Below are 23,705 nucleotides of genomic sequence, written 5' to 3'. Positions count from 1 at the left end.
GTTTTTGGCCTCTGGACTGGCAGATGTCGGAACAAAGCCAGAAACCAAAAACCAACAACTAAAAACTAATTCCCGAGGCGCATGGGAGGATTCTGTTCCAGGTCGCGGACGGAGCTTTCGGGCAGGTCGGCAATAACCTGGGCATTGAGCACGGGCAGCTCGTAGTGGTTGGCCGAAATTACCGACGACCGGTCGATGCGGGCGGGGCCTTCGATGGTCCAGTCGGCGGTTTCCTTCTTGTCGAAGCGGCAGGTGTTGCAGATCCACTCCTTCACCTCGCCGTACTGGTCCTTGCGGGCCGTCACGCGCATCACGTCCTTGCCCTTGTACCAGAGCACCACCTGGCCGCAGCACTTCGGGTTTTCGCACGCCCGGTGGGCGTTTACGGGCTTCGTAAACCACACCCGCTGCTTGAAGCGGAAGGTCTTGTCGGTCAGCGCGCCCACCGGGCACACGTCGATGACGTTGCCGCTGAACTCGTTGTCGAGGATGTTCTCGATATAGGTGCCGATTTCGGAGGCGTCGCCGCGGCCCAGCACGCCGTGCACGCGGCCTTCGGTGAGCTGGTCGGCGGTGTACACGCAGCGGTAGCACAGGATGCAGCGCGTCATGTGGAGCTGAATCAGCGGCCCGATGTCGATTTTCTCGAAGGTGCGGCGATCTTCCTCGTAGCGGGTGGTGCTCACGCCGTGCTCGAAGGCGAAGTTCTGCAGATCACACTCCCCGGCCTGATCGCACACGGGGCAGTCGAGCGGGTGGTTGATGAGCAGCATCTCCACGATGCCCTTGCGCACGTCGAGCACCTGCTGGGAAGTCGTGTTCTCGACCACCATCCCATCCTGCACCGGCGTCACGCACGAGGCGACGAGCTTGGGCATGGGGCGCGGGTCTTTGGCCGAGCCGGCGGCCACGCGCACGAGGCAGGCGCGGCACTTGCCGCCCGAGCCTTTCAGCGGCGTGTAGTAGCACATGGCCGGGGGCACAATGCCCCCGCCGATGGTGCGGGCCGCGTTGAGGATGGTGGTTCCGTCCGGAACTTCCACCTCGATGCCGTCGAAGGTTATTTTAGCCATTGGTTCAGAGTCCAGAAATCGGCCCTTTTGAGTTGTTCAACGTCGGTTCCCGCAGAGGTGCGCAGAGGAAACGCTGAGGTTCGCAGAGGTCAATTCTTAATTTTTAATTCTCAATTCTTAATTGCCGCTAGGCCAGCACTGCTTTGCCGGGAAACACCGCGCCGGGGCGCGTGGCTTCCTGGGGGTGGCGGATGTGCCACTCAAATTCGTCGCGGAAGTGGCGGATGGCGGCCGAAACCGGCCAGGCGGCTGCTTCGCCCAGGGGGCAAATCGTGTTGCCCTCAATCTGCTTGGCCACGCTGGCCAGCACGTCGATGTCGCGCTCGGTACCGTGGCCGTACTCGATGCGGTGCAGGATTTTCTCCAGCCAGCCCGTCCCCTCGCGGCAGGGCGAGCACTGCCCGCACGACTCGTGGTGGTAGAAGCGGCTGAAGTTCCAGGTGTTGCGCACGATGCAGGTGGTTTCGTCCATGGCAATGAAGCCACCCGAACCCAGCATGGTGCCCGTCACGAACCCGCCGTCGCTCAACGACTCGTAGGTCATCAGGCGGGGCTCACCGGCGGCGGTTTTCAGAATCAGCTCCTTGGGCAGAATCGGCACCGACGAGCCACCTGCTACTACAGCCTTCAGCTCCCGGCCCTTCCAGATGCCACCGCAGTACTCATCGGAGTAGATGAATTCCTCGACCGGCACGCCCATCTCGATTTCGTAGATGCCGGGCTTGTTGAGGTGGCCGCAGGCCGAAATCAGCTTGGTGCCGGTGCTCTTGCCAATGCCGATTTTGGCGTACTCGTCGCCGCCCTCGTTTACGATAACCGGCACGGCGGCAATCGACTCGACGTTGTTGACCACCGTGGGTCGGGCGTAAAGGCCCGACACGGCCGGAAACGGCGGTTTGTTACGCGGGTTGCCGCGCTTGCCTTCCAGGCTTTCCAGCAAGGCCGTTTCCTCGCCGCAGATGTAAGCGCCGCCCCCGGGGTGCACGTACAGGTCCAGGTCGTAGCCCGAGCCGAGGATGTTCTTGCCCAGGAAACCGGCCGCGTAGGCTTCGGCAATGGCCTTTTCCAGGATGCGCAGCACGTAGAGCAGCTCGCCGCGGATGTAGATGTACGAGGTGTTGGCGCCCAGGGCGTAGGAGCTCGTAATCATGCCCTCAATGAGCAGGTGGGGCAGTTTCGACATCAGCTGCCGGTCCTTGAAGGTACCCGGCTCCGATTCGTCGGCGTTGCAGACCAGGTAGCGCGGCACGCCCTCGGGCTTGGCCAGGAAGCTCCACTTCAGGCCCGTGGGGAAGCCGGCGCCGCCGCGGCCCCGCAGGCCCGACTTCTTCACCTCTTCCACCACCTCGTCGGGGGTCATGGTTTTGATGGCCTTCTCCACCGAGCGGTAGCCGCCATGCTTGCGGTATACCTCAATGGTATCGATGCCTTCAACGTTGATATGTTCGGTCAGCAGTTTGCGTCCCATAGTGTCTGAGCGGTTAGCCGTTGTATTTAGCCTCTAATTCGGCGAGGCGCTTTTCAAAGTCGCCGTTGGTTTGCTGCTGTTGCCCCAGCGTTTTGTTGAGCGAGTAGGTCAGGAACTCTCGGTCTTCCTTATTCTGCTGCCGAATAGCAGCTATGAGAGTAATGTTTTCCTGCCGTACACCCGTAATCAATTCAAGATTTTCCTGCCTGGTCTTATGGATGAGAGAGAGATTGTCCCGTTGCACGTCAGCTATCAAAGAGGTCATGTATTCCATGTTCTTTTTATTCTCCTCCTGAAAGGTGCTGAACATCGTGCTCATGTGCTCCTGCTGCTTGACCACAACCGATGCCACTCGGGTCAGCGTCTGGTTCATCTCGCGAATACCCTCTTTCATCTCGTGCATCTCAATGAGAATTTCCGAGACAATCAGCGGCAGGTCCTTATTCCGGTCTTCCATAGCAGCAACAAGTAGTTAATTGTTGGCTACGGCGTTGGGCCGGCCGGTTTGCTCCCAGGGCAGGGCGGGGCGGTGCACCATCGTGCGCAGCTCGCTGAGCATGGCGTCTACCGACTCCTCGGTATCGAGCTGCTCGTAGTATTTCTCGCGCACCTGTACCACGGGGGCAAAACCGCAGGCGGCCAGGCACTCCACCTCTTTCAGGGTAAACAGCCCGTCGGCCGAAGGTCCTTCGCCGACTTTGGCGCCGGTGATGCGCTCCAGCTCCAGGGTCAGCTCGTCGGAGCCGCGCAGCTGGCAGGGGCCCGTGCGGCAGATTTCCAGCACGTGCTTGCCCACCGGCTTGAGGTTGAACATGGTGTAGAAGGTCGAAACCTCGTATACCTCGATGGGCTTCACGCCTAGCACCTCGGCCACCAGATCCTGCACCTCGGGCGCTACCCAGCCGCCAAACTCGGACTGGGCAATGTGCAGCACCGGCAGCATGGCCGACTTGCGGCGGTCCGCGGGGTACTGCTGGCAGATACGGTCTATTTCAGCCTGGGCCGCCGCGGAGAACTGCGGTTTCTGAATCGATTCAGTTGGTAAGCTCATAGAGCAGGGGAAGTTAAAAATTGTTGCAGCCAGTCGCGCAAAACGGGAATGTCGTGGCGGATGACCTGCCACAGGGCTTTTTCGTCAATCGTGTCGTAGTCGTGCACCAGAATGTGCCGCAGCCCGATGATTTTTCGCCATTGTACCGCTGGCTGCTCCTGGCGAAACTCCGGCGTTAGCTTGCTGGCCGCTTCGCCAATGATTTCGGTCAGCTTTACGAAGGCAAAGAAACGGAAATCACCGTCGGGCAGCGTGCCGTCCGGCAGGCTTTCGTAGGCTTGGATGATTTGGTTGGCGGCGTCCAGTATAGGGGTCAGCCGCTGCTGGTCGCTAAGCGGCTTTTTCATAGATGGGCTGTAAATCAGGTTGAATCTCCCGGGCAAATCGGCTGGCGGGCTTCAACCCCGACACCACGTCGACCTTTTTGCCCAGCAGCTCGGCCAGGTATTCGCGCCAGAGAAAAAAATCCAGCGCGTCGAGCTTCTCATAGTCCAGCTCGACCAGCAGATCCACGTCACTTTTCTCATCGGCCTCCCCACGGGCATAGGAGCCAAACAGGTAGGCCTTCAGCACGGGCTGCGCGCTGAAAAACGTCCGGATGGTTTCTAATTCCTGGTCGGTGAGGTGCATGGTCAGCTACCGGTTACGCGTCCAGCTCGCCGGCAATAACGTTCATCGACGACAGGGTCACGATGGCGTCGGAGAGGCTGCTGCCCACCACCATTTCGGGGTAAGCCTGGTAATAGATGAAGCAGGGGCGGCGGAAGTGCAGGCGGTAGGGCGTGCGGCCCCCGTCCGAGACGAGGTAGAAGCCCAGCTCGCCGTTGCCGCCTTCCACGGAGTGATACACCTCACCCACCGGGGCTTCAATCTCCCCCATGATGATTTTGAAGTGGTAAATCAGGGCCTCCATGTTCTGGTACACGGCCTGCTTGGGGGGCAGGTAGTAGTGGGGCGCATCGGCGTGGAAAGGGCCTTCGGGCAGGTTTTCCAGGGCCTGGTTGATGATGCGCAGGCTCTGCCAGATTTCCTCGTTGCGCACCATGAACCGGTCGTAGGTGTCGCCCTTGGTGCCGATGGGGATTTCGAAATCGAAGTCCTCGTAGCTGGAGTAGGGGTTCATGGCCCGCACGTCGTAGTCGACGCCGGCGGCCCGCAGGTTGGGGCCGGTGAAGCCGTAGTTCAGCGCTTTTTCCGCCGTAATCGGGCCCACGTTCACCACCCGGTCCATGAAGATGCGGTTGCGGTTGAACAGGGTTTCAAACTCCTTCATCACGGCCGGGAAGGTTTTCAGCCAGTCGCGCAGCTTCTGGATGGCTACATCGGAGAAGTCGCGCTCCATGCCGCCCACGCGGCCCATGTTGGTGGTAAGGCGGGCCCCGCAGATTTCCTCGTAAATCTCGTACACCTTCTCCCGCTCCTGAAACACGTAGAGGAAGCCGGTGAAAGCGCCGGTGTCCACGCCCAGAATCGAGTTGCAGATCAAATGGTCGGTGATGCGGGCCAGCTCCATGGCAATGACGCGCATGTACTGGGCGCGCTTGGGCACCGTCACGCCGAGCAGCTTCTCTACCGTCATGTGCCAGCCCATGTTGTTGATGGGCGACGAACAGTAGTTCATCCGGTCGGTGAGGGGCGTAATCTGGTAGAAGGGCCGGCGCTCGGCAATCTTCTCGAAGGCCCGGTGGATGTAGCCGATGGTGGGCACGCCGGAAATGATCCGCTCCCCATCCATCTGCAGGATGTTCTGGAAAATGCCGTGCGTGGCCGGGTGCGTCGGACCCAGGTTCAGAGTCGTCAGCTCCTGGCTGAAGTCGTTGAGCGTCGGAATCAGGCCGCTGTGCTGCTGCTGCTGCTGCGCCGACTCGACTATTTTGTGAGTGCCTTCCAGCGTGTCGTTTACTGCCATTCTAGTAGTGAGTAGGAAGTATTGAGTAGTGAGTAAGGACGAAAAGTTGAAAATCAGTTCGGAGTACCAAGTACTCAATACCCGCTACTCTGTACTAAAAGGTTAGCGTCCGAAGAAAAGGTCGGTTTTGTCTTCGCGGGTGCCATCCTCCAGCGCGTACTCGCGGCGCATGGGGTAGTAGTCCATATCCTCCACATTCAGGATGCGGATCAGGTTGGGGTGGCCCGTGAAGATGATGCCGTAGAAGTCGTAGGCCTCGCGCTCCATCCAGTTCGCCGCGGCGTAGAGGTCGGTGAGCGTGGGTACGGTCGGGTCGGCAATGGGGAAGTAGATCTTGAGGCGCAGGCGCAGGTTGTTCACCAGGCTGTGCACGTGGTACACCATGCCCAGCTCCTTACCCTCGTTCTCGGGGTAGTGGATGCCGCACATCGTGGTCAGGAAATGGAGCTGCAGCTCCTGATCCTGCTGCAGGCCGGCGATGATTGCGTGAATCCGCTCCCGCGTCGTGGTGGCCGTCAGCATGCCGTAGGGTTCCTCCACGTCGGTAAACGCGTCGGCGCCGAACAGGCGGTGCAGCAAGGCCAGCAGCTGGGCGTTCTTGGCCGCTTGCGGGTCCTGGATTACGGCCGTTTCCTGCGCGGCAGCCGATTCTTCGGTGTTTTCAGCCATGTCTAGTATTGAGTATTTGGTACTGAGTATTGAGATACTGACTGTTTAGTCTGACTACTCAATACCCAATACTCATTACTTACTTAATGTTGTAAGAAGCCAGCAGTGCCTGGTACTCGGGGGCGTTGCGGCGGCGGATGGACTCGGTGCGGGCCAGGTCCTGGACGCGCATCAGGCCGTCGATAACCTGCTCGGGGCGGGGCGGGCAGCCGGGCACGTACACGTCGACGGGGATGATCCGGTCAATACCTTGCAGCACGGAGTAGGAGTCGAAGATGCCGCCCGAGCAGGCGCAGGCGCCCATGGCCAGCACCCACCGGGGCTCGGCCATCTGCTCGTACACCTGCTTCACGATGGGGGCCATCTTCTTGGCAATGGTGCCCATCACCATCAGCAGGTCGGCCTGCCGGGGTGAGAAGGAGGGGCGCTCCGAGCCGAAGCGGGAAATGTCGTAGTGGGAGCCCATGGTGGCCATGAACTCGATGCCGCAGCAGGAAGTAGCAAACGGCAGCGGCCACAGGGAGTTGGCGCGGGCCATGCCCACCACCGACTCCAGCGACGTGGCAAAGAAGCCTGCGCCCTCCACTCCGTCGGGAGCCTCAGCTATTTTTATCTCAGGAACACGAATATCACTCATCGGACTTGTCGTTTTGGAAGGGAGGGTTTCCCTGTTTCCGAACACCGGCGGGCCGGTAAAGGTTTGGTCGAAACGGGCTTAGGCGTGGGTGCCGGTCCACTTCAGAACGCCCTTTTTGATGACGTAGGCGAAGCCCGCCATCAGCAGCGTCAGGAATACAATCATCTGCACGAAGCCGTCCCAGCCCAGGGTGCGGAAGTTCACGGCCCAGGGATACATGAAGATAACCTCCACGTCGAAGAGCACGAACAGAATGGCGGTGAGGAAGTATTTGATCGAAATCGGGGTGCGGGCGTTGCCCACCGACTCGATTCCGCACTCGAAAGACGAGTCCTTCACGGTGCTTTTACGCTTGGGGCCCACGAGGTGAGACACAATCATGGCGAAGGCGACGAAGGCAATGGCCAGGCCGAATTGCACCACAATGGGCAGAAAATCAACCGGCTGGTAATTAGTGGTTACAGCGAGAAGCATACGATTCAGCGGTTTAGGGCCCGTGTAAACAGGCATTAGAGGGCAAAGGTAGGGCCTGCGGGGTTGGGAACAAAGGTTCGGCGGGGTGGGGGGCGGAATGGCGTATATTTGGACAAATTAGCTTTTGGCCCCATGCCCGAGAACCAAACCCCCGCCCGGCGCTATACCGTAGAAGAGTACCAGGCCCTAGAAGCCGTGTCGGAGCAGCGGCACGAGTATTTCGAGGGCGACGTGTTTGCTATGTCGGGCGCCTCGGCCACGCACCACACCATTCGGCAAAACTGCGTCATCAGCCTGCGGACTTCCCTGCGAGGCCGGGGCTGCAAGGTATATGATGAGGGAATGCAGCTGGCGGTAGCCGAAGGACGCTACTACACTTACCCGGATGTGTTCGTGACCTGCCATCCTGAAGATGTGAATGAGGAGCGCATCATACGCCATCCGGTGCTCATCATCGAAATCCTCTCGCCTTCCACCGCCGACCACGACCGGAGCTGGAAATTCAACCAGTACAAGCAGCTGCCGTCGTTGCAGCACTACCTATTGGTGGCCCAGCATACCTGCCTGGTGGAGTGGTTTCGGCGGGAGCCCACGGGCGTGTGGTCATTCACGCCGCTGGGCGAGCTGACGGACACGCTGGAAATCCCGGAGCTGGCCATTACGCTGCGGGTGGCCGATATCTACGATGAAATCAGCATCACGCCGATGCGGGCCCAGCCGCCGACAGAACAATAATATGGGAGCCCTATGGAACAGCCCACCAGCCTGCCGCCCCGCTATACAATAGCCGAATACTTGGCCTTAGAGGAGGCATCCGAAATTCGCCACGAGTTTTACCAGGGCGAAATCTTCGCCATGTCCGGAGCATCACTGCCGCATAACCGAATTATCGGCAACGGCTACCGGGCCTTGGGCGACCGACTCGACCTGACCGTTTGCGAACCGTTTGTCGATGGGGCAATGGTGCAGGTAAGCGCAGCCTGTATTCTCTATCCCGACCTCACGGTGTCCTGCCACCCCGATGACCTGGAATCGACCAAGTTGCTGCGAAATCCGGTCGTAATCTTCGAGGTGCTTTCTCCCAGTAGCGCCGACTACGACCGGACGAGTAAGTTGCGCCTGTATCAGCAATTGCCCAGCCTGCGCCATTATGTGCTGGTCCGTCAGGACTACTGCTGGGCGGAGTGCCTAACGCGGCAAGCACAAGCCGTGGACGCGGAGAGCGAGTGGACGCTCCAGATCTATGATGCTCTCACTGATGAACTGCACTTGTCGGCCTTGGGTATCCGGGTGCCGTTGGCTGAGCTATATGCCCGCGTGAAGCTTGATCAGCCACCGCAGTTTCAATTGAAATAAGCGTGGAAAACGCTAAAAAGGCCGCTCCGGAATCCCGGAGCGGCCTTTTGCAGTCAAAACCAAACGGCTTACAGCCCCTTGTCGCGGTTCAGATCCTCGGCCGGGGCCGCGCCCAGGAACGGATAGCGGTAATCCGTAACCGGCACAAAGGTTTCCTTGATGGCGCGCGGCGACACCCAGCGCAGCAGGTTCAGCAGCGAGCCGGCCTTGTCGTTGGTGCCGGAAGCGCGGGCGCCGCCGAAGGGCTGCTGACCGACCACGGCACCCGTGGGCTTGTCGTTGATGTAGAAGTTGCCGGCCGCGTGCACCAGCTTCTTTGAGGCCAGGTCGATGGCATAGCGGTCCTGGGCGAAGATGGCCCCGGTCAGGGCGTAGGGCGAGGTGGAGTCGACCAGCTCCAGGGTTTCCTCAAACTTGTCGGCGTCGTAGATGTGCACGGTAAGCACGGGGCCGAACAGCTCCTCGCACATGGTCACGTATTTCGGGTCCTTGGTCACGATAACCGTCGGCTCGATGAAGTAGCCCTTCGACTTGTCGTAGCCGCCGCCGGCCACGATTTCGGCGTTCGGGTCGGCCTTGGCGCCGTCGATGTACCTGGCCAGCTTATCGAACGAAGCTTCGCTGATAACGGCGTTGATGAAGTTCGAGAAGTCCTCCACGTCGCCCATTTTGAATGAGGCGAGGTCTTCCTTCACGTAGCCCAGGATTTCGTCGGCCAGGTTGGAGGGCAGATATACTCGCGAAGCCGCGGAGCATTTCTGGCCCTGGTACTCAAACGCGCCCCGGCTCATGCCCACGGCCACGGCTTTGGCGTGGGCCGAGGGGTGGGCCAGGATAAAGTCCTTGCCGCCGGTTTCGCCCACGATGCGCGGGTAGCTCTTGTAGGAGGCAATGTTCTGGCCGATGGTCTTCCAGATGTTCTGGAATACGCCCGTGGAGCCGGTGAAGTGGATGCCGGCAAAGTCGCGGTGCTTAAAAATAACGTCGCCGGCGGTGGGGCCATCTACATACACCAGGTTGATGACGCCGTCGGGCACGCCGGCTTCCCTGAACAGCTCCATCAGCACCTGGGCCGAGTAGATCTGGGTGTTGGCGGGCTTCCATACCACCACGTTGCCCATCATAGCCACCGCGGTGGGCAGGTTGCCGGCAATGGAGGTGAAGTTGAAGGGGGTGAGGGCAAACACGAAGCCTTCGAGCGGGCGGTGCTCCAGGCGGTTCCACATACCCGGCAGGCTCTCGGGCTGCTGCTGGTAGATCTGCTGCATGAAGTGCACGTTGAACCGGAAGAAGTCGATCAGCTCGCAGGCCGCGTCGATTTCGGCCTGGAAGCAGTTCTTACTCTGGGCCAGCATGGTGGCCGCGTTGATGCGGGCGCGGTAGGGGCCGGCCAGCAGGTCGGCGGCTTTCAGGAAGATGGCGGCGCGGTGCTCCCAGGGCATTTCAGCCCAGTTGGCGCGGGCGGCCAGCGCGGCGTCGATGGCCTGCTGGACGTGGGTTTTGTCGCCTTCGTGGAACTGGCCCAGCACGAATTTATGGTCGTGGGGCGGGGTGATGTTCTTCGTTTTGCCGGTACGTACTTCCTGGCCGCCGATGTGCATCGGAATGTCGCGCTGCTGCTGCTTGAACTCCTTCAGGGTCTTGAGCAGCTCCACCCGCTCGGGCGAGCTGGGCGCGTAGCCCTTCACGGGCTCGTTGATCGGGGTCGGGACGTTGAAAAAGCCGTTAGCCATGAGGTGGTTTTGGGGGATTGGTTTTTCGTTTTTGGGAGGGGATGAGGCAAAGGTAAAGGAATACCGCAGCTGTCATCCTGAGCAGGGCGAAGGACCTTATCGCGGCAGAATAAGGGGGTGCTACGACTGTCGTTCAACTGTCATAAGGTCCTTCGCAGGCGTACGTCAGATGAAGGATGACACATAAAGGATGACGGGGGATTTTCATAGCCGAGTCAGCAGGGCCCGTACCTGCTGTTCCAGCGCAGCACGGGAGCCGGTGTTGTGCAGCACGGCGGCAAACTGGTCGTAGGTGTCCATTACCGTTTCGCTGGGATGATTATCGTCGCGGGTGCCGTCGCCCTGCTGGGTCAGCGGGTCGCCTTCCACGCGCAGCATCCGGCCACCGCGGTCGAGGATGGGCTGGGCCTCGTTGGGAAAGCGTACATCGGGCACGATGATAAACTGATCGGGCGGCAGGCGGGCGAAGAAGGCCTGCACCCAGATTTCGTAGTTCCAGCCGCGCAGGGCGGCGCCCACCTGCTGGAGCATTTCGCCGCGGGTGCGGCCGAAGGCGGGCAGCAGCTCGGTTTTGCCCGCCTGGGTGTAGTAGGGAGCCACGGCCTCGCCGGCCAGCGTGGCGCATACGGCCTTGATGGCGTCGCCAAAGGACATGATCTGCCAGCGGCGTTCGGGCTGCAGCTGCTGAATGAGGCGGGCCACGGTGTCTTTGCCGCTACCGCGCTTACCGGAAATACCCAGGAGTTGAATCATACGTGGGGCAAAGGTAGGCGGCGGGCGTGGTGCCACGACTTTTTCGTCGTGGCACCACTATCGTTGAACGGTAATTCCGTATCAGCCCCAGTTCCCACGCAGCACCAGCCCTGCTACAAAAACGCCTTCAGCTCGCTCAGGCAGGTGATTTCGTAGGTAATATCGGCGAAGTGGCGGCGCTGGTCGGGGTTGAAGTACACCTGGTCGATGCCGGCGTTGTAGGCGCCCAGCACGTCGCACTCCAGGTTGTCGCCAATCATCAGGCTTTCGTCGGCGTTGGCCCCGGTGCGCTGCAGGGCATGCTCGAACATGCGGCGGTCGGGCTTCAGAAAGCCGCTGTGCTCGGAGGTGATGACTTCCTGGAAGTAGTCGGTCAGGTTGGACGACGTTAGCTTGACGCGCTGAATATCCTGAAAGCCGTTGGTAATCAGGTGCAGCGTGTACTTGTCCCGCAGGTAGGCCAGCACTTCGTGGGTGAAGGGAAATACGGCTGACTTCTGGGGCAGAATAGCGGTAAACTCCTCCGAAATAGTGGTTGGTACCTCGTTTTCCGGCACCCCCAGCTTCCCCAGGGTGCGGACAAACCGTACGCCGCGCAGCTGCTGCTGGCTGATTTTATTAGCCTGGTACAAGCGCCATAGCGCGTGGTTGATGCTGCTGTAAACGCTGATAAACTCGTCTACCGTGAAGCTGCCGTGGCGCCCCAGCTGATGCTGCTCAAAAAGATGCCGCAACGTTTCGTCGGCGTTCTTCTCAAAATCCCACAGCGTATGGTCGAGGTCAAAGAAGAGGTGGCGGTAGGTTTTCAACGGACAACGGGAGTTAAGAATTAAAAATGGGGTTTCGGCAGCGGTTACCCTGGCCGGGCACCCGGCAACTCACCACCGGCAACGCCTCAGTCCAGCCGCAGCCTTTTCACCATCCGGCCTTCGCCGATGTGCTCGTGCACCAGCTCGGCTACGTCGGCGGGCTTCACGTCGCCGTAGAAAATGCCTGCGGGGTAGATGACCAGGGCCGCGCCGGAGCCTTTCTTGCAGTGCTTGCACACGTCGAGGCAGCTGCAGGTCTGCACCCGGCTTTTATGCTTTGTGCCGCCCGCCACAAAGCTTTTCAGGCCCTGCTTCTTGAGGGCTATTTTGAACGCCTTGGCCACGTCCTTCCCGACTTCGCTCTTCTGGTTGTGGCAAACAAAAATGTGGAAGTCGAGCAGCATAAGGAGCAACAAAGAAAGCCGGTCCGGCCGCCGGCCAAATCAGCGAAATGAACTAAATCAGCGTCAACCAGCGATTCCGGTCCAGCGGCGGTTCTGCAGCTTGTAGGCGGCTAACTCCCGATTCGACCACAGGGTTTGGTAAATCTGCTGGTCGCGCACGAGCTGGCCGTCTTTTTCCATGAAGCCCAGCAGCAGCTGAACCAAGTCGGTGGCTTCATCCTTGAGAAAGTAGAATGCCCAGTTGTCGAGCCGGCGGAAGCTAACCAGCCCCGCATTCTTCAAGTACAATAATTGCCGGGACGTTTTGGTTTGGGTGAAGTCCAGCACCTGTTCAAGGTCGGAGATGCACATTTCCTCGTTGCGCCACAGCAAATGCAGGATGCGCACCCGCGACTCGTCGCCGAAAGCTTTGAAGAGTTGCTGACCAAATGCAACGTTGAAGTGTTTTAGGCGCATCGGTTGTCTGGAAGGCGGGGAAGGGGAACAAATTTACACCAAGCCGGGCTTCCGCCCCCAAAGTGCCGTATTATTGTAGTCTGTAATGCTCTTTATGCCTGTTAAACTTCGTTTTCGTTCGCTCTGGCTCACTCTGACGCTGATTCTGGCAGGGTTGCTGGGCGCCGCTTCCGCCCAGGCCCAGGGGCAGCGTCGGGTGGTGCAGTTCACGGGTATCGTCGCCACCGGCGACAGTCTGCTGGGCGTGCCCGGGGCAACCATCTTCGTGCCCAAAGCCGGCCGGGGCACGGCTACCAACGCCTATGGCTACTTCTCGCTGCCCGTGCTCACCGGCGACAGTATCGTAATTCGCTCCCTGGGCTACCGCAACCAGACGGTGGTGATTCCGGATGCCTATCCGCGCCAGAGCTACTCCGTGATTGTGCAGCTCAAGGAAGACGCTACGGTGCTGCCCGAAGTGCGCATCTTTCCCTACATGACCGAAAAGGCCTTCAAAGAAGCTTTCCTGGCCCTGCGCCTGCCTACCGAGCGGGGCTCCGCTGTCGCCGATAACCTGAATTCCAGCGTGATGCGGCGGATGTTCAACAACCTGCCCGTGACCAGCATGGGCAACTACCGCCAGACCATGCAGAATCAGCAGTACAACCAGGACCGCCGCATGGGTACCGCGCCCACGCCCTACACCAACAACCCGCTGCTGAACCCCTTCAGCTGGCTGCAGCTCATCAATCAGGTGAAAAGCGGCGAGTTCAAGAAGAAGGAAGGCGTAGACTATTGAAGGGATTCTGCAGGTTGAATTCTGAATTGGTCGGCCTTAGGCCGGCCTTTTTTGTTGGTGTTGCGGTGATGGTTGAAAATTCCGGTCCCAAAGCCGGAAGATTCGTACCATTCAATATTCCTCATTCAAAACTCAACATTCTATCAGGATGGATACGAATCTTCCGGTTTCCGCTCATCCCCGCGTCGTGATTGTGGGCTGCGGCTTTGGGGGGCTGCGGCTGGCCAAAGCCCTGCGGGACGCGCCGGTGCAGGTCGTGCTTATCGACCGCAACAACTACCACAACTTCCAGCCCCTGCTGTATCAGGTGGCCACCGGGGCCCTGGAAGCCGACAGTATTGCCTACCCCATCCGCAAGATCTTTACCGGCCAGGCCAACTTCTTCTACCGCATGGCCGACGTGCAGCGCGTCGATACGGCCCGCAACGTGGTGCACACCAGCGTGGGCGACATTCGCTACGACCACCTCGTGCTGGCTACCGGTTCGCTCACTAATTTCTTCGGCATCGAAAGCGTGGAGAAAAATGCCATGCAGATCAAGAGTATTCCGAATTCGCTGAACCTGCGCAGCTTCATTTTTCAGAACTTCGAAAAGGCCCTGCTCACCGCTGACCCCGCCGAAAAGCAGGCGTTGCTGAACATCGTGGTGGTCGGCGGCGGGCCGACGGGCGTGGAAATCAGCGGCTCGCTGGCCGAGATGCGCAAGCACGTGCTGCCCAAGGACTATCCGGAGCTGGACCTGGGCCAGATGCAGATTATCCTCGTGGAAGCCAGCCCGGCGCTGCTGGGGCCCATGTCGGTGAAGTCGCAGCAGGATGCCCTGCGCTACATGCGGGAGCTGGGGGTGCAGGTGCGGCTGAACACGGCCATCAAAAGCTACGACCACTGCCGGGCCTATTACTCCGATACCGAATTTATTCCGACCGAAAACCTGATCTGGGCCGCCGGGGTGAACGGGGCCGAAGTGCCCGGCCTGCCCGCCGAGGTGGTAGCCCGCAACAAGCGGATCCGCGTGAATGCCTGGAATCAGGTGGAGGGTCTGCCCAATGTATTTGCCATCGGCGACGTGGCCAACATGGTGACCGACGACATGCCCCAGGGGCTGCCCATGCTGGCGCCCGTAGCCCAGCAGCAGGCCGGCCACCTCGCCCAAACCCTTCAGCGGCTGCTGGCCGGGGAGGCCCCCGAGCCGTTCAAATACAACAATAAAGGCGCCATGGCCATCGTGAGCCGCAACAAGGCGGTGGTCGACTTGCCGGGCGACATTCACTTCAATGGTTTCTTCGGCTGGCTCACCTGGCTGTTCGTGCACCTGATGACGCTGGTGGGTTTCCGCAACAAAGTGGTGGCTCTCGTCGACTGGGCCTTCAGCTACTTTAGCTCCGACCAGGCCCTGCGCCTGATCATCCGCCCCTTCAGCCGCCGCGACGTGAAGGACGACCAGGGCAAGAAGAAAGCCGAGCACAACACGGCGACGCCGGAGTACAATCCCACGCCGCCCGCTATCCAGACGCCAGTGGCGTGAGTGGTAAGTAAAACGGTTGTCATCCTGAGCCTGCGAAGGACCTGCCTCTTCGGCGCCAGCAAGCCTGATTTAAGACGGACAAAGCCCTTTACCGACGCGCGGGAAAGGGCTTTGTCCATTTCAGGGAGTGGCCAGGATAGCTGAGGAAGATCCTTCGCGCTGCGTACGCCAGATGAAGGATGACAACCGTTGGTGTTTGCTTAAAGGGCGTACTCGGCCAGGGCTTTGCCGATGTCGTGGATGCTTTGGTTGTCGCGGAAGGTTTTGCTGATGGGCTCGGCCTGCCCGCGGATCCAGATTTTCAGCTCCGCATCGAGGTCGAAGTGGCCCGTGGTTTCCATGCTGAACCGCTCAATGCTGCGGTAGGGCACGCTCAGGATTTCCTTCTTGCTGCCCGTCAGGCCCTGCTTATCGACGAGAATGAGGCGCTTATTAGTGAAGATGATCTGGTCGCGGATGATGGCGTAGGCCTTTTCCACCCGCTCATCGGAGGCCAGCAGGCGGGCCAGGTCGTTCTGCGTTTCCTGAATGTCGTTGGCGGAGGCGTTGCCGAGAAGTGCGTCGAGGAGGCCCATAGAGTTGTTTGTTTTCGGTTGGTTAGCACAAGCAAAGCAAAAGCTACAACTCTTCTATCATTTCGCCGATGGTAGTGAGCCCAAATTCAGCCAAAGAGCTGCTCGGTGCCTGACTGGCAATATGCCAATGCTGGCGAACAAACTCCACATCTTCGGCAGAATACTCGAATTCCTGGTCTTCTAACGCAATCAGAGCCATGAGTTGGGCTTCATAGCCCTGGTAGAAGACAATTAGAAACAGCTCTTTCAGTAGGTGTCGACAGTCAAAACTTGTGAGAGCATATACTAGCGTGCCATTCCGGTTCCGGGCTTCCGGTTTTTGGATGGCACGCAGCAACGGCTCAATTGCTTGCGGGTCGGCAATCTGAGCCAGTCCAGAAGCCGCCTTGTTCCGCCAATTAGCTTTGTCGCTTTCTAGTAAATGCAGATAAAATTGTACGCCCTCATTCGTGCCGATAGCCGTTAAGTCGGTAAAGGCGGTATTAGCTGCGGCACTGTCGTGACTAAGCGCTAAAGACTGTAATGCGGCTATATCGTTGGGTTGCATAGGGATAAAAACAAAAGCAGCCGGATCATTCGATCCGGCTGCTTAAATCCAGGTGAAAACCAGCTTAGTTGGTGCCGCCGCCCACGCCGCTGCCGGACCTGGGCTCCGCCTTCTGCCCGGCGCTTTGCTGCTGCATGGGGTTCGGGGCCGCCTGCTGCTGCCGCTCAAACAGCTCGAAGCGCGACGGGGCCTGCTTGGCCGGGAAGGCGTTGTTCGAGAGGTCCGTGTCGGCGGTTTCCAGGTAGGGGTCCAGCACGAAGCTCACCACGGGCTTCTCGGTGATGAACACCTTGGTGACGCGGGCATTGTTCTTGCGCCAGATTTCGGCCGGGATGTTCACGATTTCCTGCTTGCCATCCTCGTAAGTCATCTGCACTACTACCGGCATCACGAGTCCGCCTACGTTGCGCAGATCCATTTCGTAGAAGTTCAGGCCGGCCTTCAGCCGTTCCTGCTGGCTTGGGCTGAGGCCTTTCAGGTACTGCTGATAGCGGGCCTTATCGGCGTCGGTGGTAGCAATCGGGTCGTAGCTGTTGTAGAAGTCCTTCAGGTCGGGCTTCACGTCGACCAGCGTTTTGCTGATGTCCTGCAGGTTGCGCTGCTGGGAAAGCGTCCTGGGCTCGGCGTTAATCATCTCCCGCTTGCGGGCGTTTTCGATTTCGGGATTCTTGGAGTCTACCGAGTACCACTTCACGCCCTCAATGCTCAGGTCGGAACGTTCGGTGGTGTAGAACCAGCCGCGCCAGAACCAGTCCAGGTCGGTGCCCGAGGCATCTTCCATGGTGCGGAAGAAGTCGGCCGGCTCGGGGTGCTTGTAGGCCCAGCGCTGGGCGTAGGTTTTGAAAGCGTGGTCGAAGAGCTGGCGGCCCAGGATGGTTTCGCGCAGCATGTTGAGGCCCGTAGCCGGCTTGGCGTAGGCATTGGGCCCGAACTGCAGCACCGACTCCGAGTTGGTCATGATCGGGGTCTGCAGGCTCTTGTCGGTCTTCATGTAGTCCACGATGTTCTTCGGCTCGCCGCGGCGCGAGGGGTAGCCCCGTTCCCATTCCTGCTCGGTGAGGTACTGCACGAAGGTGTTCAGGCCCTCATCCATCCACGACCACTGCCGCTCGTCGGAGTTGATGATCATGGGGAAGAAGTTGTGCCCTACTTCGTGGATAATCACCGAAATCATCCCATATTTCCGGTCGGCCGAATAGGTGCCGTCCTTCTCGGGGCGGCCGCCATTGAAGCACAGCATCGGGTATTCCATACCGCCCACCGGCCCGTGCACCGAAATAGCGACTGGGTAGGCGTAGGGAATCGTGAACTTGGAGTAGGTTTTGATGGTGTGGGCCACCACTTCGGTGGAATACTTGCCCCACAGCGGGTTGCCTTCCTTAGGGTAATACGACATGCACATCACCGGCACGCCGCTCTGCTCGATGCCCATGGCATCCCAGATAAACTTGCGCGACGAGGCCCAGGCGAAGTCCCGCACGTTCTTGGCGGCATAGGTCCAGGTTTTGGTGCCTTTGGCCCGCTTCGTTTCCGCCTGCTCGGCTTCCTGCTGGGTCACGATGAGCACCGGCCTGGTGGCATCGGCGGCCTGGGCGTAGCGCTTGCGCTGGGTAGCCGTCAGCACCTGATCGGGGTTCTGGAGCGTACCGGTGGCCCCCACTATGTGGTCGGCCGGGGCGGTGATGCTCACGCGGTAGTCGCCGAAGGGCAGGGCAAACTCGCCGTTGCCCAGGAACTGCTTGTGCTGCCAGCCCTGGTTGTCGGAGTACACGGCCATGCGGGGGTAGAACTGCGCAATTTCGTAGAGGTAGTTCTTATCCTCCGGGAAATACTCGTAGCCCGAGCGCTGGTTGATTTTGAGCTGGTCGTTGATGTTGTAGTGCCAGGCAATGCTGAACGTAACGGCCTGCTTGGGCCGCAGCGGCGTGGGCAGGTCAATGCGCATCATGGTGTGGTTCACCACGTAGGGCAGGGCTTTGCCGCCTTTCAGATTCACCTTCTCGATCCTGAAGCCGCCCTCGAAGTCGGAATTCATCAGGTACTCCATGGCCTGGAACGGCATCTTCTCCTGCAGCTGCCCTACCTGGGTGGCCGTAGTGATGGAGTTCTTGTCCATGATGTTCTGGTCGAGCTGTACCCAGAGGTAAGTCAGCACGTCGGGCGAGAGGTTGGTGTAGGTGATGTCCTCGGAACCCGTAATGGCCTGCTTGTCGTCGTCCAGCTTCACCCGGATGTTGTAGTCGGCGCGCTGCTGCCAGTACTCGGAGCCGGGCGCGCCGGAGGCCGTGCGGTAAGAGTTGGGCGTGGGCAGCTCCGTGCCGAGCTGGGCAAATTTGTCGGTGCCGGAGTTGGTGGTCTGGGCCCGCAGCGGCAAGGCAGCCATTCCCACGAGGCCCGCGGCCAGGAGAAGTCTTTGAATCATAGAGGAAGTATGGGAGGGAGGCGAAACAGACAGACGGCAATTTAGGCAAAGCATAGCCGGCCGGAAAGCAGGGACACAATTGTGTGGGCCAACGCTGCATCAGGCCCCGTAATTCCTTCAGCCATTCAGATTTTGCAGCAGCAGGACGGCCGCGACACCCGCCGCCGCCCCACTCACCACCAGCACCCAGTCGCGGCGGGTGGCGCGCAGGCCGCGCAGCACCAGGAAGCCCAGCAGCAGAATAAAGCCCACAATCAGCAGCTGGCCGAGCTCCACGCCCACGTTGAAGGCCAGCAGCTCCAGCACCGGCCGGCCCGACTGCCCCAGCAACGCCCGCAGGTAGCTGGAAAAGCCCAGCCCGTGAATCAGCCCAAACAAAGCGGCCAGCAGATTGGGCCCTGCCAGCACCAGCGCCTGCCGGCGCTGGGTGGCCTCCCGCGGCCCGGCCTGGCTCAGGTTGAGGGCGCAGGTGAGCAGGATGGTAACCGGAATCAGCACCTCAATCAGGCCGGGGCTGTAGCGCACGAAGCCCAGCGTGGCCAGGGCCAGGGTGAGGGAGTGGCCCAGCGTGAAGCTCGTGACCAGGGCCCCCACGCGCCGCCAGTCGGCCGCGACGTAGGGGGCACATAGCGCCAGCAGAAATACGAGGTGGTCGTAGGCCCGCAGGTTGAAAATGTGGAAGAAGCCGAGCTGCAGGTAAGTCGAAAAAACGGACATAGCGCAAAGCTACTATTTCCGCAAGAGGGAAGGTAGGTCCGGCGGAGGCCGGATAAGTTTGCCCGGCAGCTTTTTCAGCCCGTATCTTGGGGCCTCATACGGTAGCCTTTGCATATTTATGACTCTTCGCTTAGTACTGGCGGCTCTGCTGCTGACTGGGGCTAACGTGGCCCCGGCCCAGACCCCCGGCAGCCTCCCTTCCGAAACGTTCAAACAGCACTTGCGGGCCCGCTACGCGCGGAGCGATACGGCGCAGGCCCTGATTACCCTGTATGCGCACCGTCAGGTGGGCGGCGTCAGCTGGCTGGCCGGCGGCACGCTGGCGGCCCTGCGGCTGGCTACCAGCGGCGGGCGCACCGTGGCGAGCGGGCCGGGCTATTCCGTGCGGGAAGAAGCCCCCGGTCTGGGTATCGCGCTGCTGGCGGCGTCTCCCTTCCTGGCGTACGGTTTGCTGAAGCTGTACCGCTACAGCAATGCCCATCTGGCGCAGGTGCTAACCGACTATGCCGCGGGCAAACCGCTTACCCGCGGCATGCAGCGCAAAGCCGGCCGTTTGCTCGATACTCCCATCATCAACTACCAGCCGGTAAATGCCGCTCCGGCCGGCCGTTAAGCTATTATGTCGCGTCTGTTTCTGTTGCTGGTCCTGCTGCTAAGTTCCTTCTCCCTGTCTGCCCAGACTCTCCCGGCGCCAGCTGTTCAACCGCCTGCCGTAGCTTCCGATTCGGGGGCCGTGCTGCTGTTCAATGGCTGGTACCTGCCCCGCTATCAGCCCCAAGGGGCTGCAGCAGACAGCACCGGCGCGCTACTGAGCTTGTTCCGTAAGCGCCGCACCGCCGGCTGGCTCTACACCCTGCCCTTGATTGCCGGCCTGACGCTGGCGCTGCCCGTTTCCTCCACCGACCGCTACGGCACCACTACGGTGGCCCCCGAGGCTATTTCCCCGCCGCTGGGCGTGGCCGTACTGGCGGGCACCGTGGTGGGCTTCATGGTCCATGCGCACAAGTTCAACAAAGCCCACCTGGTAGCCGTCGACCAGGCCTATGCGGCCGGCCAGCCTATTCCGGTCCGGTACCGTGGTCAGCTCAACGCTAGTCATTTTGCCGAGGCCGCTTTTCTGCGCGAAGCGCTGCGTCAGCAGATGGCCCGGGAAAAGCGGCCGCGGCCCACGCCAGCCGAATAAGCCGCCCCGGTTTCCCGCAGCTCAGTCCGGGCTAAAAGTTGAAGTCTTCGGGCTCCCCCAGCCGGGCCCGGCCCGCGAGCAGCCAGCCGCGGTAATACCGGGCCAGGTCGTATTTGCTTAACTCCCAATCCAGTCGGTTGGGTTGGGTGATGCCCCAGCTTTGGCGCTGCAGGTACTCGTCATAGACCACGGGCAGCTGCTCCAGGAGCTGGCGGTGGCAGTAGGCGTAGTAGGCCTGCCGCGTGGCTTCCCGCCAGTCGGCCGCCGCCGCTACGGGCACCGGCTCCGGGTTGGATAGCAGGAAATTGGCCATCAGATCCATCCGGCGGTCTTCTTCGGTCTGGCGCGGGCGGAGCAGCTCCTTCGTTTCGCGCCAGCGGTTCAGGCGGGCCGACTCAAAGTGGCGGGCAAACTCAGTGGCCAGCGCCTCCTGCTCTTCCGGGGGCAGGTACAGGGGCCGGGGGTCGGGAGCGGTGCCGACGGCCCGGGCAATAGCTTCCTGTTCGCGCTGCTGCTCGCGCCACGCGTTCCAGTAGCGCTCCTCCTTGGCGCCCCGGTGGTCGGGCAGGTACAGCAGCCGGTCGTGGCCGGTGCGCGCATTGTGAAAGCGGTACCAGTCGGATACTGTTTTTTTGAGCACCGGCTGCACCCGGGCTATAAGTGGGGGCGCATCGGGGGCCAGGGCCTCGCGGATAAAGCGGTGGTTCTGCCAGACGAAGCACCCGTCGTTGCGGTCGTCCAGGTCCCGGGCGTAGTCGGCCTGCCGCACCCACTCCAGGTACAGGGCAAACTCCTCGGCGGTAATAGCAGGTAGGGGCGCGCAGTTTTCAATGGCCGCGCTGAGCGTACCAAAGTCATCGGAGATGACCACGCCGGGTACATCGGTTAGCTCTTCGGCCCGCCACCGGCACTGCAGGTCGAACAGCTTTTTCTGCTGAATGGCCCACAGCGCTACGTAGGCATCTTTGGCGTGAATCAGGAGCCGCCGGTTGGGCTGGTCCTCGTTGGCCTGCCCCACGCTTATCCAGGCTTGCCGGGCCAGCACGTAATGGTGCGCAAAAGACTCGCGGAACCGGGGTTGGTAGGGCGCAAAAAACTCGTCGTAGCGGGCATTCTGCAACACGTCGGCTGCCACATCGGCGGCGGTGTCGGCCTCGGCCTGGTGCTTGTTGGCCTCCTCCTGGAAGTAGCTGGTGAAGGGCTGCTCGTCGTCGTCGTCGTCTTCGGGCTGGAAATCGTCGTCTTTGGCCATGGGAAGCACAGGATAGCGGGTGGCAGGGAAACAAGAGTAAACAAAAATTGCGGGGGCTCAAAAACTGAAAGCTCCCGGCACGCCCGGCAGCCTGCGGCCAGCCAGAATTCCCTTCCGAAGCGCCTCGCCCGGGCCATACGATTCCTGGTCGGATACAACAGGCCGGGCCGTTGCCGCTGCGCGACAGTGGGGCCCAGCCTCCACGTCAATCCCAGAACGTTGGATGCTGGCGCTGCTACCTTGCCCTGGGTAGGCCGAGTAGGTACAGTTTCCGGGCCTTGCCCGGAATGAGGCCGGTTTCCCAGGTGTAATCATCCGATTGCAACCCTTCGAGCAGGGTGGCCATATCGCCCAGGGTGTAGGTGCGGGCGTTGGAAACGGCGCCGTCCCAGGCAAAGCACAGCGGGATAACCGGCAGGGCGTACGTAAAAAACAGCTGTTTTACCGTAACCGGACGCGCAAAGGGCGTGATGAAAAGCGCCATCAGGAAGTTCAGGGGCAGGGCCACCCACCACAGGCTGCTGGGCAAGCTGTTGTCGCTGATTTCGTACACGCAGATGGGCTGGTGCTTTTCCTGGGCGTCTTGCAGGATGCGCCGGGCTACTTCCGGGCGCATGTGGTGGAAGCTGCCGACCAGGGTGCGCACGCCGCGCAATTCCGGGGCTACGTCGGCCGCGTTGATGGCCTGGGTATCGTAACGCAGCGCCGAATCGGCCTGCCCCTGGATGGCGGCGGCCAAAGTCCGGTTCGGGTACAAATCCGATAGCGTGAGCGTCAGGTGGGCCAGGCCGGGCTGCTGCTTCAGCGTCCGGTACACGTCCAGCATCGGTCCGCCGCTGCCCGAGCACAAGTCCACGATGGCTGCGCTTTCGGAATGGGCCAACGCCCGGTGGAGCAGCTGCACCAGGTCTGCCGACGAGCCCAGGAGTTTGTGCATGACCACGATGAGCCGCGTCAGGCCGCTGCGTAGCGAGTTGGGAAACCAGGCAAAGTCTTCAAACTCGAACAGGTGGATGCGTTTCATGCGGAGCAGCTGGAAGCCGAAGGGCCGGTTTGGAAAGGAAAAACGGAGCAGCCAACCGGCCCAAGCGTGACCGCCAGGCCCCGGCGCCAGCGGCGGCCGGTGACGGCGGTTGGGGCGACTGATTTGCGGCGGCAACTTACAAAGAGGCCGTGGCTTGCGTAGTATAGTTGCTGTCTGTAAAGCCGCAAAAGTACTGGCGCGTACCGGCGCGAGTTTAGCGCAGCGTAACTCGTGCCGGATTATCGGGCGAGGCTGTGCCTCGCAGTAGAACGACTGGCGCCTGCATCATTGGGCGGCGCGGTTTCGGCTTGCCGCGTGGCGGCCGTGGAGGCGCAGCCGCCACGGCAAGGCTGGTCACGAGTCAGGCTGCGCTACACCCGCGCCGGTTCCGGGGCCGGTTCCGGGGCAAAGCCCGGCTCGCGCCTTGCGCTCCTGCCGGGTGGGGAGAGTTGCGCAAAACTTGTTACTTTCCGCAGCGGTTAACAGCTGACCATGCAGGCTTCTGTTTTTTAGCAGTGTAAAATCACGCTTAATATGAATACAGGAGTCGTCCTTGCGCAGCTGGTTATTGCTTTTTCGATAGTTATCGTCTGGGTATTCCGGTTCGATAACATTGTCAAAGAGTTCAGGCAGTATGGCTTGCCGGACCTGGTTCGCAATATGGTGGGAGCCGCCAAAATAGCGCTGGCAACGCTGTTGGTTGCGGGCATCTGGTTTCCCGCGCTGGTGCTGGTTCCGGCCCTGCTGATGGCTTTTCTGATGCTGTGCGCCCAGCTTGCCCATATCAAAGTGAAAAACCCCTGGCCTAAGTACGTGCCTTCCCTGCTGCTGCTGGTGCTGTCGTTGTTCGTAGCGGCCGCCCACGCGGGCCTGATTACTGCCTAAGCTTA

General features: G+C 60.6%; 28 protein-coding genes. 7 read left to right on the top strand and 21 right to left on the bottom strand.

The annotated features are described in order from the left end of the window. Positions 1 to 65: 65 nt before the first annotated feature. From ABD833_RS11320 to ABD833_RS11275, 10 genes are all read right to left on the bottom strand, one after another. Complete coding sequence (locus tag ABD833_RS11320; RefSeq protein ID WP_345073077.1) at positions 66 to 1,073, bottom strand: NADH-quinone oxidoreductase subunit G; 1,008 nt, start codon at positions 1,071 to 1,073, stop codon at positions 66 to 68. 127 nt (positions 1,074 to 1,200) lie between these two features. After that, positions 1,201 to 2,541 carry an NADH-quinone oxidoreductase subunit NuoF gene (nuoF, locus tag ABD833_RS11315; RefSeq protein ID WP_345073076.1) on the bottom strand — a complete coding sequence of 447 codons (1,341 nt, stop codon included), beginning with the start codon at positions 2,539 to 2,541 and terminating at the stop codon, positions 1,201 to 1,203. A 13-nt stretch (positions 2,542 to 2,554) separates the two neighbouring features. Next, the gene (locus ABD833_RS11310; protein WP_345073074.1) at positions 2,555 to 2,998 is read right to left on the bottom strand and encodes a hypothetical protein; all 444 of its coding nucleotides are present in this window, start codon (positions 2,996 to 2,998) and stop codon (positions 2,555 to 2,557) included. Between the two features lie 15 nt (positions 2,999 to 3,013). Continuing rightward, positions 3,014 to 3,592 carry an NADH-quinone oxidoreductase subunit NuoE family protein gene (locus ABD833_RS11305; RefSeq protein WP_345073073.1) on the bottom strand — a complete coding sequence of 193 codons (579 nt, stop codon included), beginning with the start codon at positions 3,590 to 3,592 and terminating at the stop codon, positions 3,014 to 3,016. Next, the gene (locus ABD833_RS11300) at positions 3,589 to 3,939 is read right to left on the bottom strand and encodes a HepT-like ribonuclease domain-containing protein (RefSeq protein ID WP_345073072.1); all 351 of its coding nucleotides are present in this window, start codon (positions 3,937 to 3,939) and stop codon (positions 3,589 to 3,591) included. The genes ABD833_RS11305 and ABD833_RS11300 overlap by 4 nt, the downstream gene beginning before the upstream one ends. Then, on the bottom strand, positions 3,923 to 4,222 hold the full coding sequence (locus ABD833_RS11295) for a nucleotidyltransferase family protein (RefSeq protein ID WP_345073070.1): 300 nt from the start codon (positions 4,220 to 4,222) through the stop codon (positions 3,923 to 3,925). The genes ABD833_RS11300 and ABD833_RS11295 overlap by 17 nt, the downstream gene beginning before the upstream one ends. Before the next feature lie 13 nt (positions 4,223 to 4,235). After that, positions 4,236 to 5,501 carry an NADH dehydrogenase (quinone) subunit D gene (gene nuoD / locus ABD833_RS11290; RefSeq protein WP_345073068.1) on the bottom strand — a complete coding sequence of 422 codons (1,266 nt, stop codon included), beginning with the start codon at positions 5,499 to 5,501 and terminating at the stop codon, positions 4,236 to 4,238. 102 nt (positions 5,502 to 5,603) lie between these two features. Further along, positions 5,604 to 6,170 carry an NADH-quinone oxidoreductase subunit C gene (locus ABD833_RS11285; RefSeq protein WP_345073066.1) on the bottom strand — a complete coding sequence of 189 codons (567 nt, stop codon included), beginning with the start codon at positions 6,168 to 6,170 and terminating at the stop codon, positions 5,604 to 5,606. 79 nt (positions 6,171 to 6,249) lie between these two features. Further along, entirely contained in the window at positions 6,250 to 6,807 is a 558-nt protein-coding gene (locus ABD833_RS11280) for an NADH-quinone oxidoreductase subunit B (protein WP_135497240.1), read from the bottom strand. 78 nt (positions 6,808 to 6,885) lie between these two features. Beyond that, positions 6,886 to 7,281: an NADH-quinone oxidoreductase subunit A gene (locus ABD833_RS11275; RefSeq protein WP_345073064.1), complete on the bottom strand. Its 396-nt coding sequence runs from the start codon at positions 7,279 to 7,281 to the stop codon at positions 6,886 to 6,888. A 132-nt stretch (positions 7,282 to 7,413) separates the two neighbouring features. Here ABD833_RS11275 and ABD833_RS11270 point away from each other — a divergent pair, with 132 nt between their 5' ends. Together ABD833_RS11270 and ABD833_RS11265 are read left to right on the top strand one after the other, a co-directional pair. After that, positions 7,414 to 8,016, top strand: coding sequence for a Uma2 family endonuclease (locus ABD833_RS11270; protein WP_345073062.1), 603 nt, complete (start codon positions 7,414 to 7,416; stop codon positions 8,014 to 8,016). A 12-nt stretch (positions 8,017 to 8,028) separates the two neighbouring features. After that, positions 8,029 to 8,637 carry a Uma2 family endonuclease gene (locus ABD833_RS11265; RefSeq protein WP_345073061.1) on the top strand — a complete coding sequence of 203 codons (609 nt, stop codon included), beginning with the start codon at positions 8,029 to 8,031 and terminating at the stop codon, positions 8,635 to 8,637. A gap of 68 nt (positions 8,638 to 8,705) precedes the next feature. Here the strand turns inward: ABD833_RS11265 and pruA are convergent, their stop codons facing one another. From pruA to ABD833_RS11240, 5 genes are all read right to left on the bottom strand, one after another. Then, positions 8,706 to 10,370 (bottom strand): L-glutamate gamma-semialdehyde dehydrogenase, encoded by a 1,665-nt coding sequence (gene pruA / locus ABD833_RS11260; protein WP_345073060.1) that lies wholly within the window; start codon positions 10,368 to 10,370, stop codon positions 8,706 to 8,708. Between the two features lie 204 nt (positions 10,371 to 10,574). Then, entirely contained in the window at positions 10,575 to 11,123 is a 549-nt protein-coding gene (locus ABD833_RS11255) for a nucleoside/nucleotide kinase family protein (protein WP_345073058.1), read from the bottom strand. A gap of 113 nt (positions 11,124 to 11,236) precedes the next feature. Continuing rightward, the gene (locus tag ABD833_RS11250) at positions 11,237 to 11,932 is read right to left on the bottom strand and encodes a YjjG family noncanonical pyrimidine nucleotidase (RefSeq protein WP_345073057.1); all 696 of its coding nucleotides are present in this window, start codon (positions 11,930 to 11,932) and stop codon (positions 11,237 to 11,239) included. A gap of 86 nt (positions 11,933 to 12,018) precedes the next feature. Further along, the gene (locus ABD833_RS11245) at positions 12,019 to 12,336 is read right to left on the bottom strand and encodes a (2Fe-2S) ferredoxin domain-containing protein (RefSeq protein WP_345073055.1); all 318 of its coding nucleotides are present in this window, start codon (positions 12,334 to 12,336) and stop codon (positions 12,019 to 12,021) included. Between the two features lie 63 nt (positions 12,337 to 12,399). After that, positions 12,400 to 12,792, bottom strand: a complete 393-nt coding sequence (locus ABD833_RS11240; RefSeq protein ID WP_345073054.1) for an ArsR/SmtB family transcription factor — start codon at positions 12,790 to 12,792, stop codon at positions 12,400 to 12,402. A 94-nt stretch (positions 12,793 to 12,886) separates the two neighbouring features. On the opposite strand from ABD833_RS11240, the gene ABD833_RS11235 reads away from it, so the two are divergent. Together ABD833_RS11235 and ABD833_RS11230 are read left to right on the top strand one after the other, a co-directional pair. Further along, a complete protein-coding gene (locus ABD833_RS11235) occupies positions 12,887 to 13,570 on the top strand; it encodes a carboxypeptidase-like regulatory domain-containing protein (RefSeq protein ID WP_345073052.1) in 684 nt (227 codons plus the stop codon). A gap of 148 nt (positions 13,571 to 13,718) precedes the next feature. Next, positions 13,719 to 15,095 carry an NAD(P)/FAD-dependent oxidoreductase gene (locus tag ABD833_RS11230; protein WP_345073050.1) on the top strand — a complete coding sequence of 459 codons (1,377 nt, stop codon included), beginning with the start codon at positions 13,719 to 13,721 and terminating at the stop codon, positions 15,093 to 15,095. Positions 15,096 to 15,295: 200 nt separating this feature from the next. Here ABD833_RS11230 and ABD833_RS11225 read toward each other — a convergent pair whose 3' ends face one another. The 4 genes from ABD833_RS11225 to ABD833_RS11210 form a co-directional block, all read right to left on the bottom strand. Then, positions 15,296 to 15,670: a PH domain-containing protein gene (locus ABD833_RS11225; RefSeq protein ID WP_345073048.1), complete on the bottom strand. Its 375-nt coding sequence runs from the start codon at positions 15,668 to 15,670 to the stop codon at positions 15,296 to 15,298. Positions 15,671 to 15,713: 43 nt separating this feature from the next. Beyond that, on the bottom strand, positions 15,714 to 16,217 hold the full coding sequence (locus ABD833_RS11220) for a HEAT repeat domain-containing protein (RefSeq protein WP_345073047.1): 504 nt from the start codon (positions 16,215 to 16,217) through the stop codon (positions 15,714 to 15,716). A gap of 64 nt (positions 16,218 to 16,281) precedes the next feature. Continuing rightward, positions 16,282 to 18,639 carry a M1 family metallopeptidase gene (locus ABD833_RS11215; protein WP_345073046.1) on the bottom strand — a complete coding sequence of 786 codons (2,358 nt, stop codon included), beginning with the start codon at positions 18,637 to 18,639 and terminating at the stop codon, positions 16,282 to 16,284. A gap of 117 nt (positions 18,640 to 18,756) precedes the next feature. Beyond that, positions 18,757 to 19,356, bottom strand: a complete 600-nt coding sequence (locus ABD833_RS11210; RefSeq protein ID WP_345073045.1) for a HupE/UreJ family protein — start codon at positions 19,354 to 19,356, stop codon at positions 18,757 to 18,759. A gap of 118 nt (positions 19,357 to 19,474) precedes the next feature. Here ABD833_RS11210 and ABD833_RS11205 point away from each other — a divergent pair, with 118 nt between their 5' ends. Together ABD833_RS11205 and ABD833_RS11200 are read left to right on the top strand one after the other, a co-directional pair. After that, positions 19,475 to 19,969, top strand: a complete 495-nt coding sequence (locus ABD833_RS11205) for a hypothetical protein (RefSeq protein ID WP_345073044.1) — start codon at positions 19,475 to 19,477, stop codon at positions 19,967 to 19,969. 6 nt (positions 19,970 to 19,975) lie between these two features. Then, entirely contained in the window at positions 19,976 to 20,539 is a 564-nt protein-coding gene (locus ABD833_RS11200) for a hypothetical protein (RefSeq protein WP_345073043.1), read from the top strand. 31 nt (positions 20,540 to 20,570) lie between these two features. On the opposite strand, the gene ABD833_RS11195 is transcribed toward ABD833_RS11200, so the two are convergent. Further along, entirely contained in the window at positions 20,571 to 21,791 is a 1,221-nt protein-coding gene (locus tag ABD833_RS11195; RefSeq protein WP_345073042.1) for a hypothetical protein, read from the bottom strand. 235 nt (positions 21,792 to 22,026) lie between these two features. Then, on the bottom strand, positions 22,027 to 22,815 hold the full coding sequence (locus tag ABD833_RS11190) for a hypothetical protein (protein WP_345073041.1): 789 nt from the start codon (positions 22,813 to 22,815) through the stop codon (positions 22,027 to 22,029). 534 nt (positions 22,816 to 23,349) lie between these two features. Between ABD833_RS11190 and ABD833_RS11185 the strand changes: the two genes are divergently transcribed. Beyond that, positions 23,350 to 23,700: a DoxX family protein gene (locus tag ABD833_RS11185; protein ID WP_345073040.1), complete on the top strand. Its 351-nt coding sequence runs from the start codon at positions 23,350 to 23,352 to the stop codon at positions 23,698 to 23,700. Positions 23,701 to 23,705 lie beyond the last annotated feature (5 nt).

This window comes from Hymenobacter fastidiosus, assembly GCF_039539565.1.
In the GTDB taxonomy this organism is placed as follows: Bacteria; Bacteroidota; Bacteroidia; order Cytophagales; family Hymenobacteraceae; genus Hymenobacter; species Hymenobacter fastidiosus.
The sequence above is the reverse complement of the archived record's forward strand: the minus strand, read 5'-3'. Positions and strand labels throughout refer to the sequence as shown.

Bases quoted from the DNA above. Each gene is read 5' to 3' on its own strand.
- ABD833_RS11280 (WP_135497240.1), bottom strand. From the start codon at position 6,807: ATGAGTGATATTCGTGTTCCTGAGATAAAAATAGCTGAGGCTCCCGAC.
- ABD833_RS11185 (WP_345073040.1), top strand. From the start codon at position 23,350: ATGAATACAGGAGTCGTCCTTGCGCAGCTGGTTATTGCTTTTTCGATA.
- ABD833_RS11220 (WP_345073047.1), bottom strand. From the start codon at position 16,217: ATGCAACCCAACGATATAGCCGCATTACAGTCTTTAGCGCTTAGTCAC.
- ABD833_RS11265 (WP_345073061.1), top strand. From the start codon at position 8,029: ATGGAACAGCCCACCAGCCTGCCGCCCCGCTATACAATAGCCGAATAC.
- ABD833_RS11215 (WP_345073046.1), bottom strand. From the start codon at position 18,639: ATGATTCAAAGACTTCTCCTGGCCGCGGGCCTCGTGGGAATGGCTGCC.
- ABD833_RS11285 (WP_345073066.1), bottom strand. From the start codon at position 6,170: ATGGCTGAAAACACCGAAGAATCGGCTGCCGCGCAGGAAACGGCCGTA.
- ABD833_RS11295 (WP_345073070.1), bottom strand. From the start codon at position 4,222: ATGCACCTCACCGACCAGGAATTAGAAACCATCCGGACGTTTTTCAGC.
- ABD833_RS11230 (WP_345073050.1), top strand. From the start codon at position 13,719: ATGGATACGAATCTTCCGGTTTCCGCTCATCCCCGCGTCGTGATTGTG.
- ABD833_RS11300 (WP_345073072.1), bottom strand. From the start codon at position 3,939: ATGAAAAAGCCGCTTAGCGACCAGCAGCGGCTGACCCCTATACTGGAC.
- nuoF (WP_345073076.1), bottom strand. From the start codon at position 2,541: ATGGGACGCAAACTGCTGACCGAACATATCAACGTTGAAGGCATCGAT.
- ABD833_RS11240 (WP_345073054.1), bottom strand. From the start codon at position 12,792: ATGCGCCTAAAACACTTCAACGTTGCATTTGGTCAGCAACTCTTCAAA.
- ABD833_RS11310 (WP_345073074.1), bottom strand. From the start codon at position 2,998: ATGGAAGACCGGAATAAGGACCTGCCGCTGATTGTCTCGGAAATTCTC.
- ABD833_RS11225 (WP_345073048.1), bottom strand. From the start codon at position 15,670: ATGGGCCTCCTCGACGCACTTCTCGGCAACGCCTCCGCCAACGACATT.
- ABD833_RS11195 (WP_345073042.1), bottom strand. From the start codon at position 21,791: ATGGCCAAAGACGACGATTTCCAGCCCGAAGACGACGACGACGACGAG.
- ABD833_RS11190 (WP_345073041.1), bottom strand. From the start codon at position 22,815: ATGAAACGCATCCACCTGTTCGAGTTTGAAGACTTTGCCTGGTTTCCC.
- ABD833_RS11210 (WP_345073045.1), bottom strand. From the start codon at position 19,356: ATGTCCGTTTTTTCGACTTACCTGCAGCTCGGCTTCTTCCACATTTTC.
- ABD833_RS11275 (WP_345073064.1), bottom strand. From the start codon at position 7,281: ATGCTTCTCGCTGTAACCACTAATTACCAGCCGGTTGATTTTCTGCCC.
- nuoD (WP_345073068.1), bottom strand. From the start codon at position 5,501: ATGGCAGTAAACGACACGCTGGAAGGCACTCACAAAATAGTCGAGTCG.
- ABD833_RS11205 (WP_345073044.1), top strand. From the start codon at position 19,475: ATGACTCTTCGCTTAGTACTGGCGGCTCTGCTGCTGACTGGGGCTAAC.
- ABD833_RS11320 (WP_345073077.1), bottom strand. From the start codon at position 1,073: ATGGCTAAAATAACCTTCGACGGCATCGAGGTGGAAGTTCCGGACGGA.
- ABD833_RS11235 (WP_345073052.1), top strand. From the start codon at position 12,887: ATGCCTGTTAAACTTCGTTTTCGTTCGCTCTGGCTCACTCTGACGCTG.
- pruA (WP_345073060.1), bottom strand. From the start codon at position 10,370: ATGGCTAACGGCTTTTTCAACGTCCCGACCCCGATCAACGAGCCCGTG.
- ABD833_RS11305 (WP_345073073.1), bottom strand. From the start codon at position 3,592: ATGAGCTTACCAACTGAATCGATTCAGAAACCGCAGTTCTCCGCGGCG.
- ABD833_RS11200 (WP_345073043.1), top strand. From the start codon at position 19,976: ATGTCGCGTCTGTTTCTGTTGCTGGTCCTGCTGCTAAGTTCCTTCTCC.
- ABD833_RS11255 (WP_345073058.1), bottom strand. From the start codon at position 11,123: ATGATTCAACTCCTGGGTATTTCCGGTAAGCGCGGTAGCGGCAAAGAC.
- ABD833_RS11270 (WP_345073062.1), top strand. From the start codon at position 7,414: ATGCCCGAGAACCAAACCCCCGCCCGGCGCTATACCGTAGAAGAGTAC.
- ABD833_RS11245 (WP_345073055.1), bottom strand. From the start codon at position 12,336: ATGCTGCTCGACTTCCACATTTTTGTTTGCCACAACCAGAAGAGCGAA.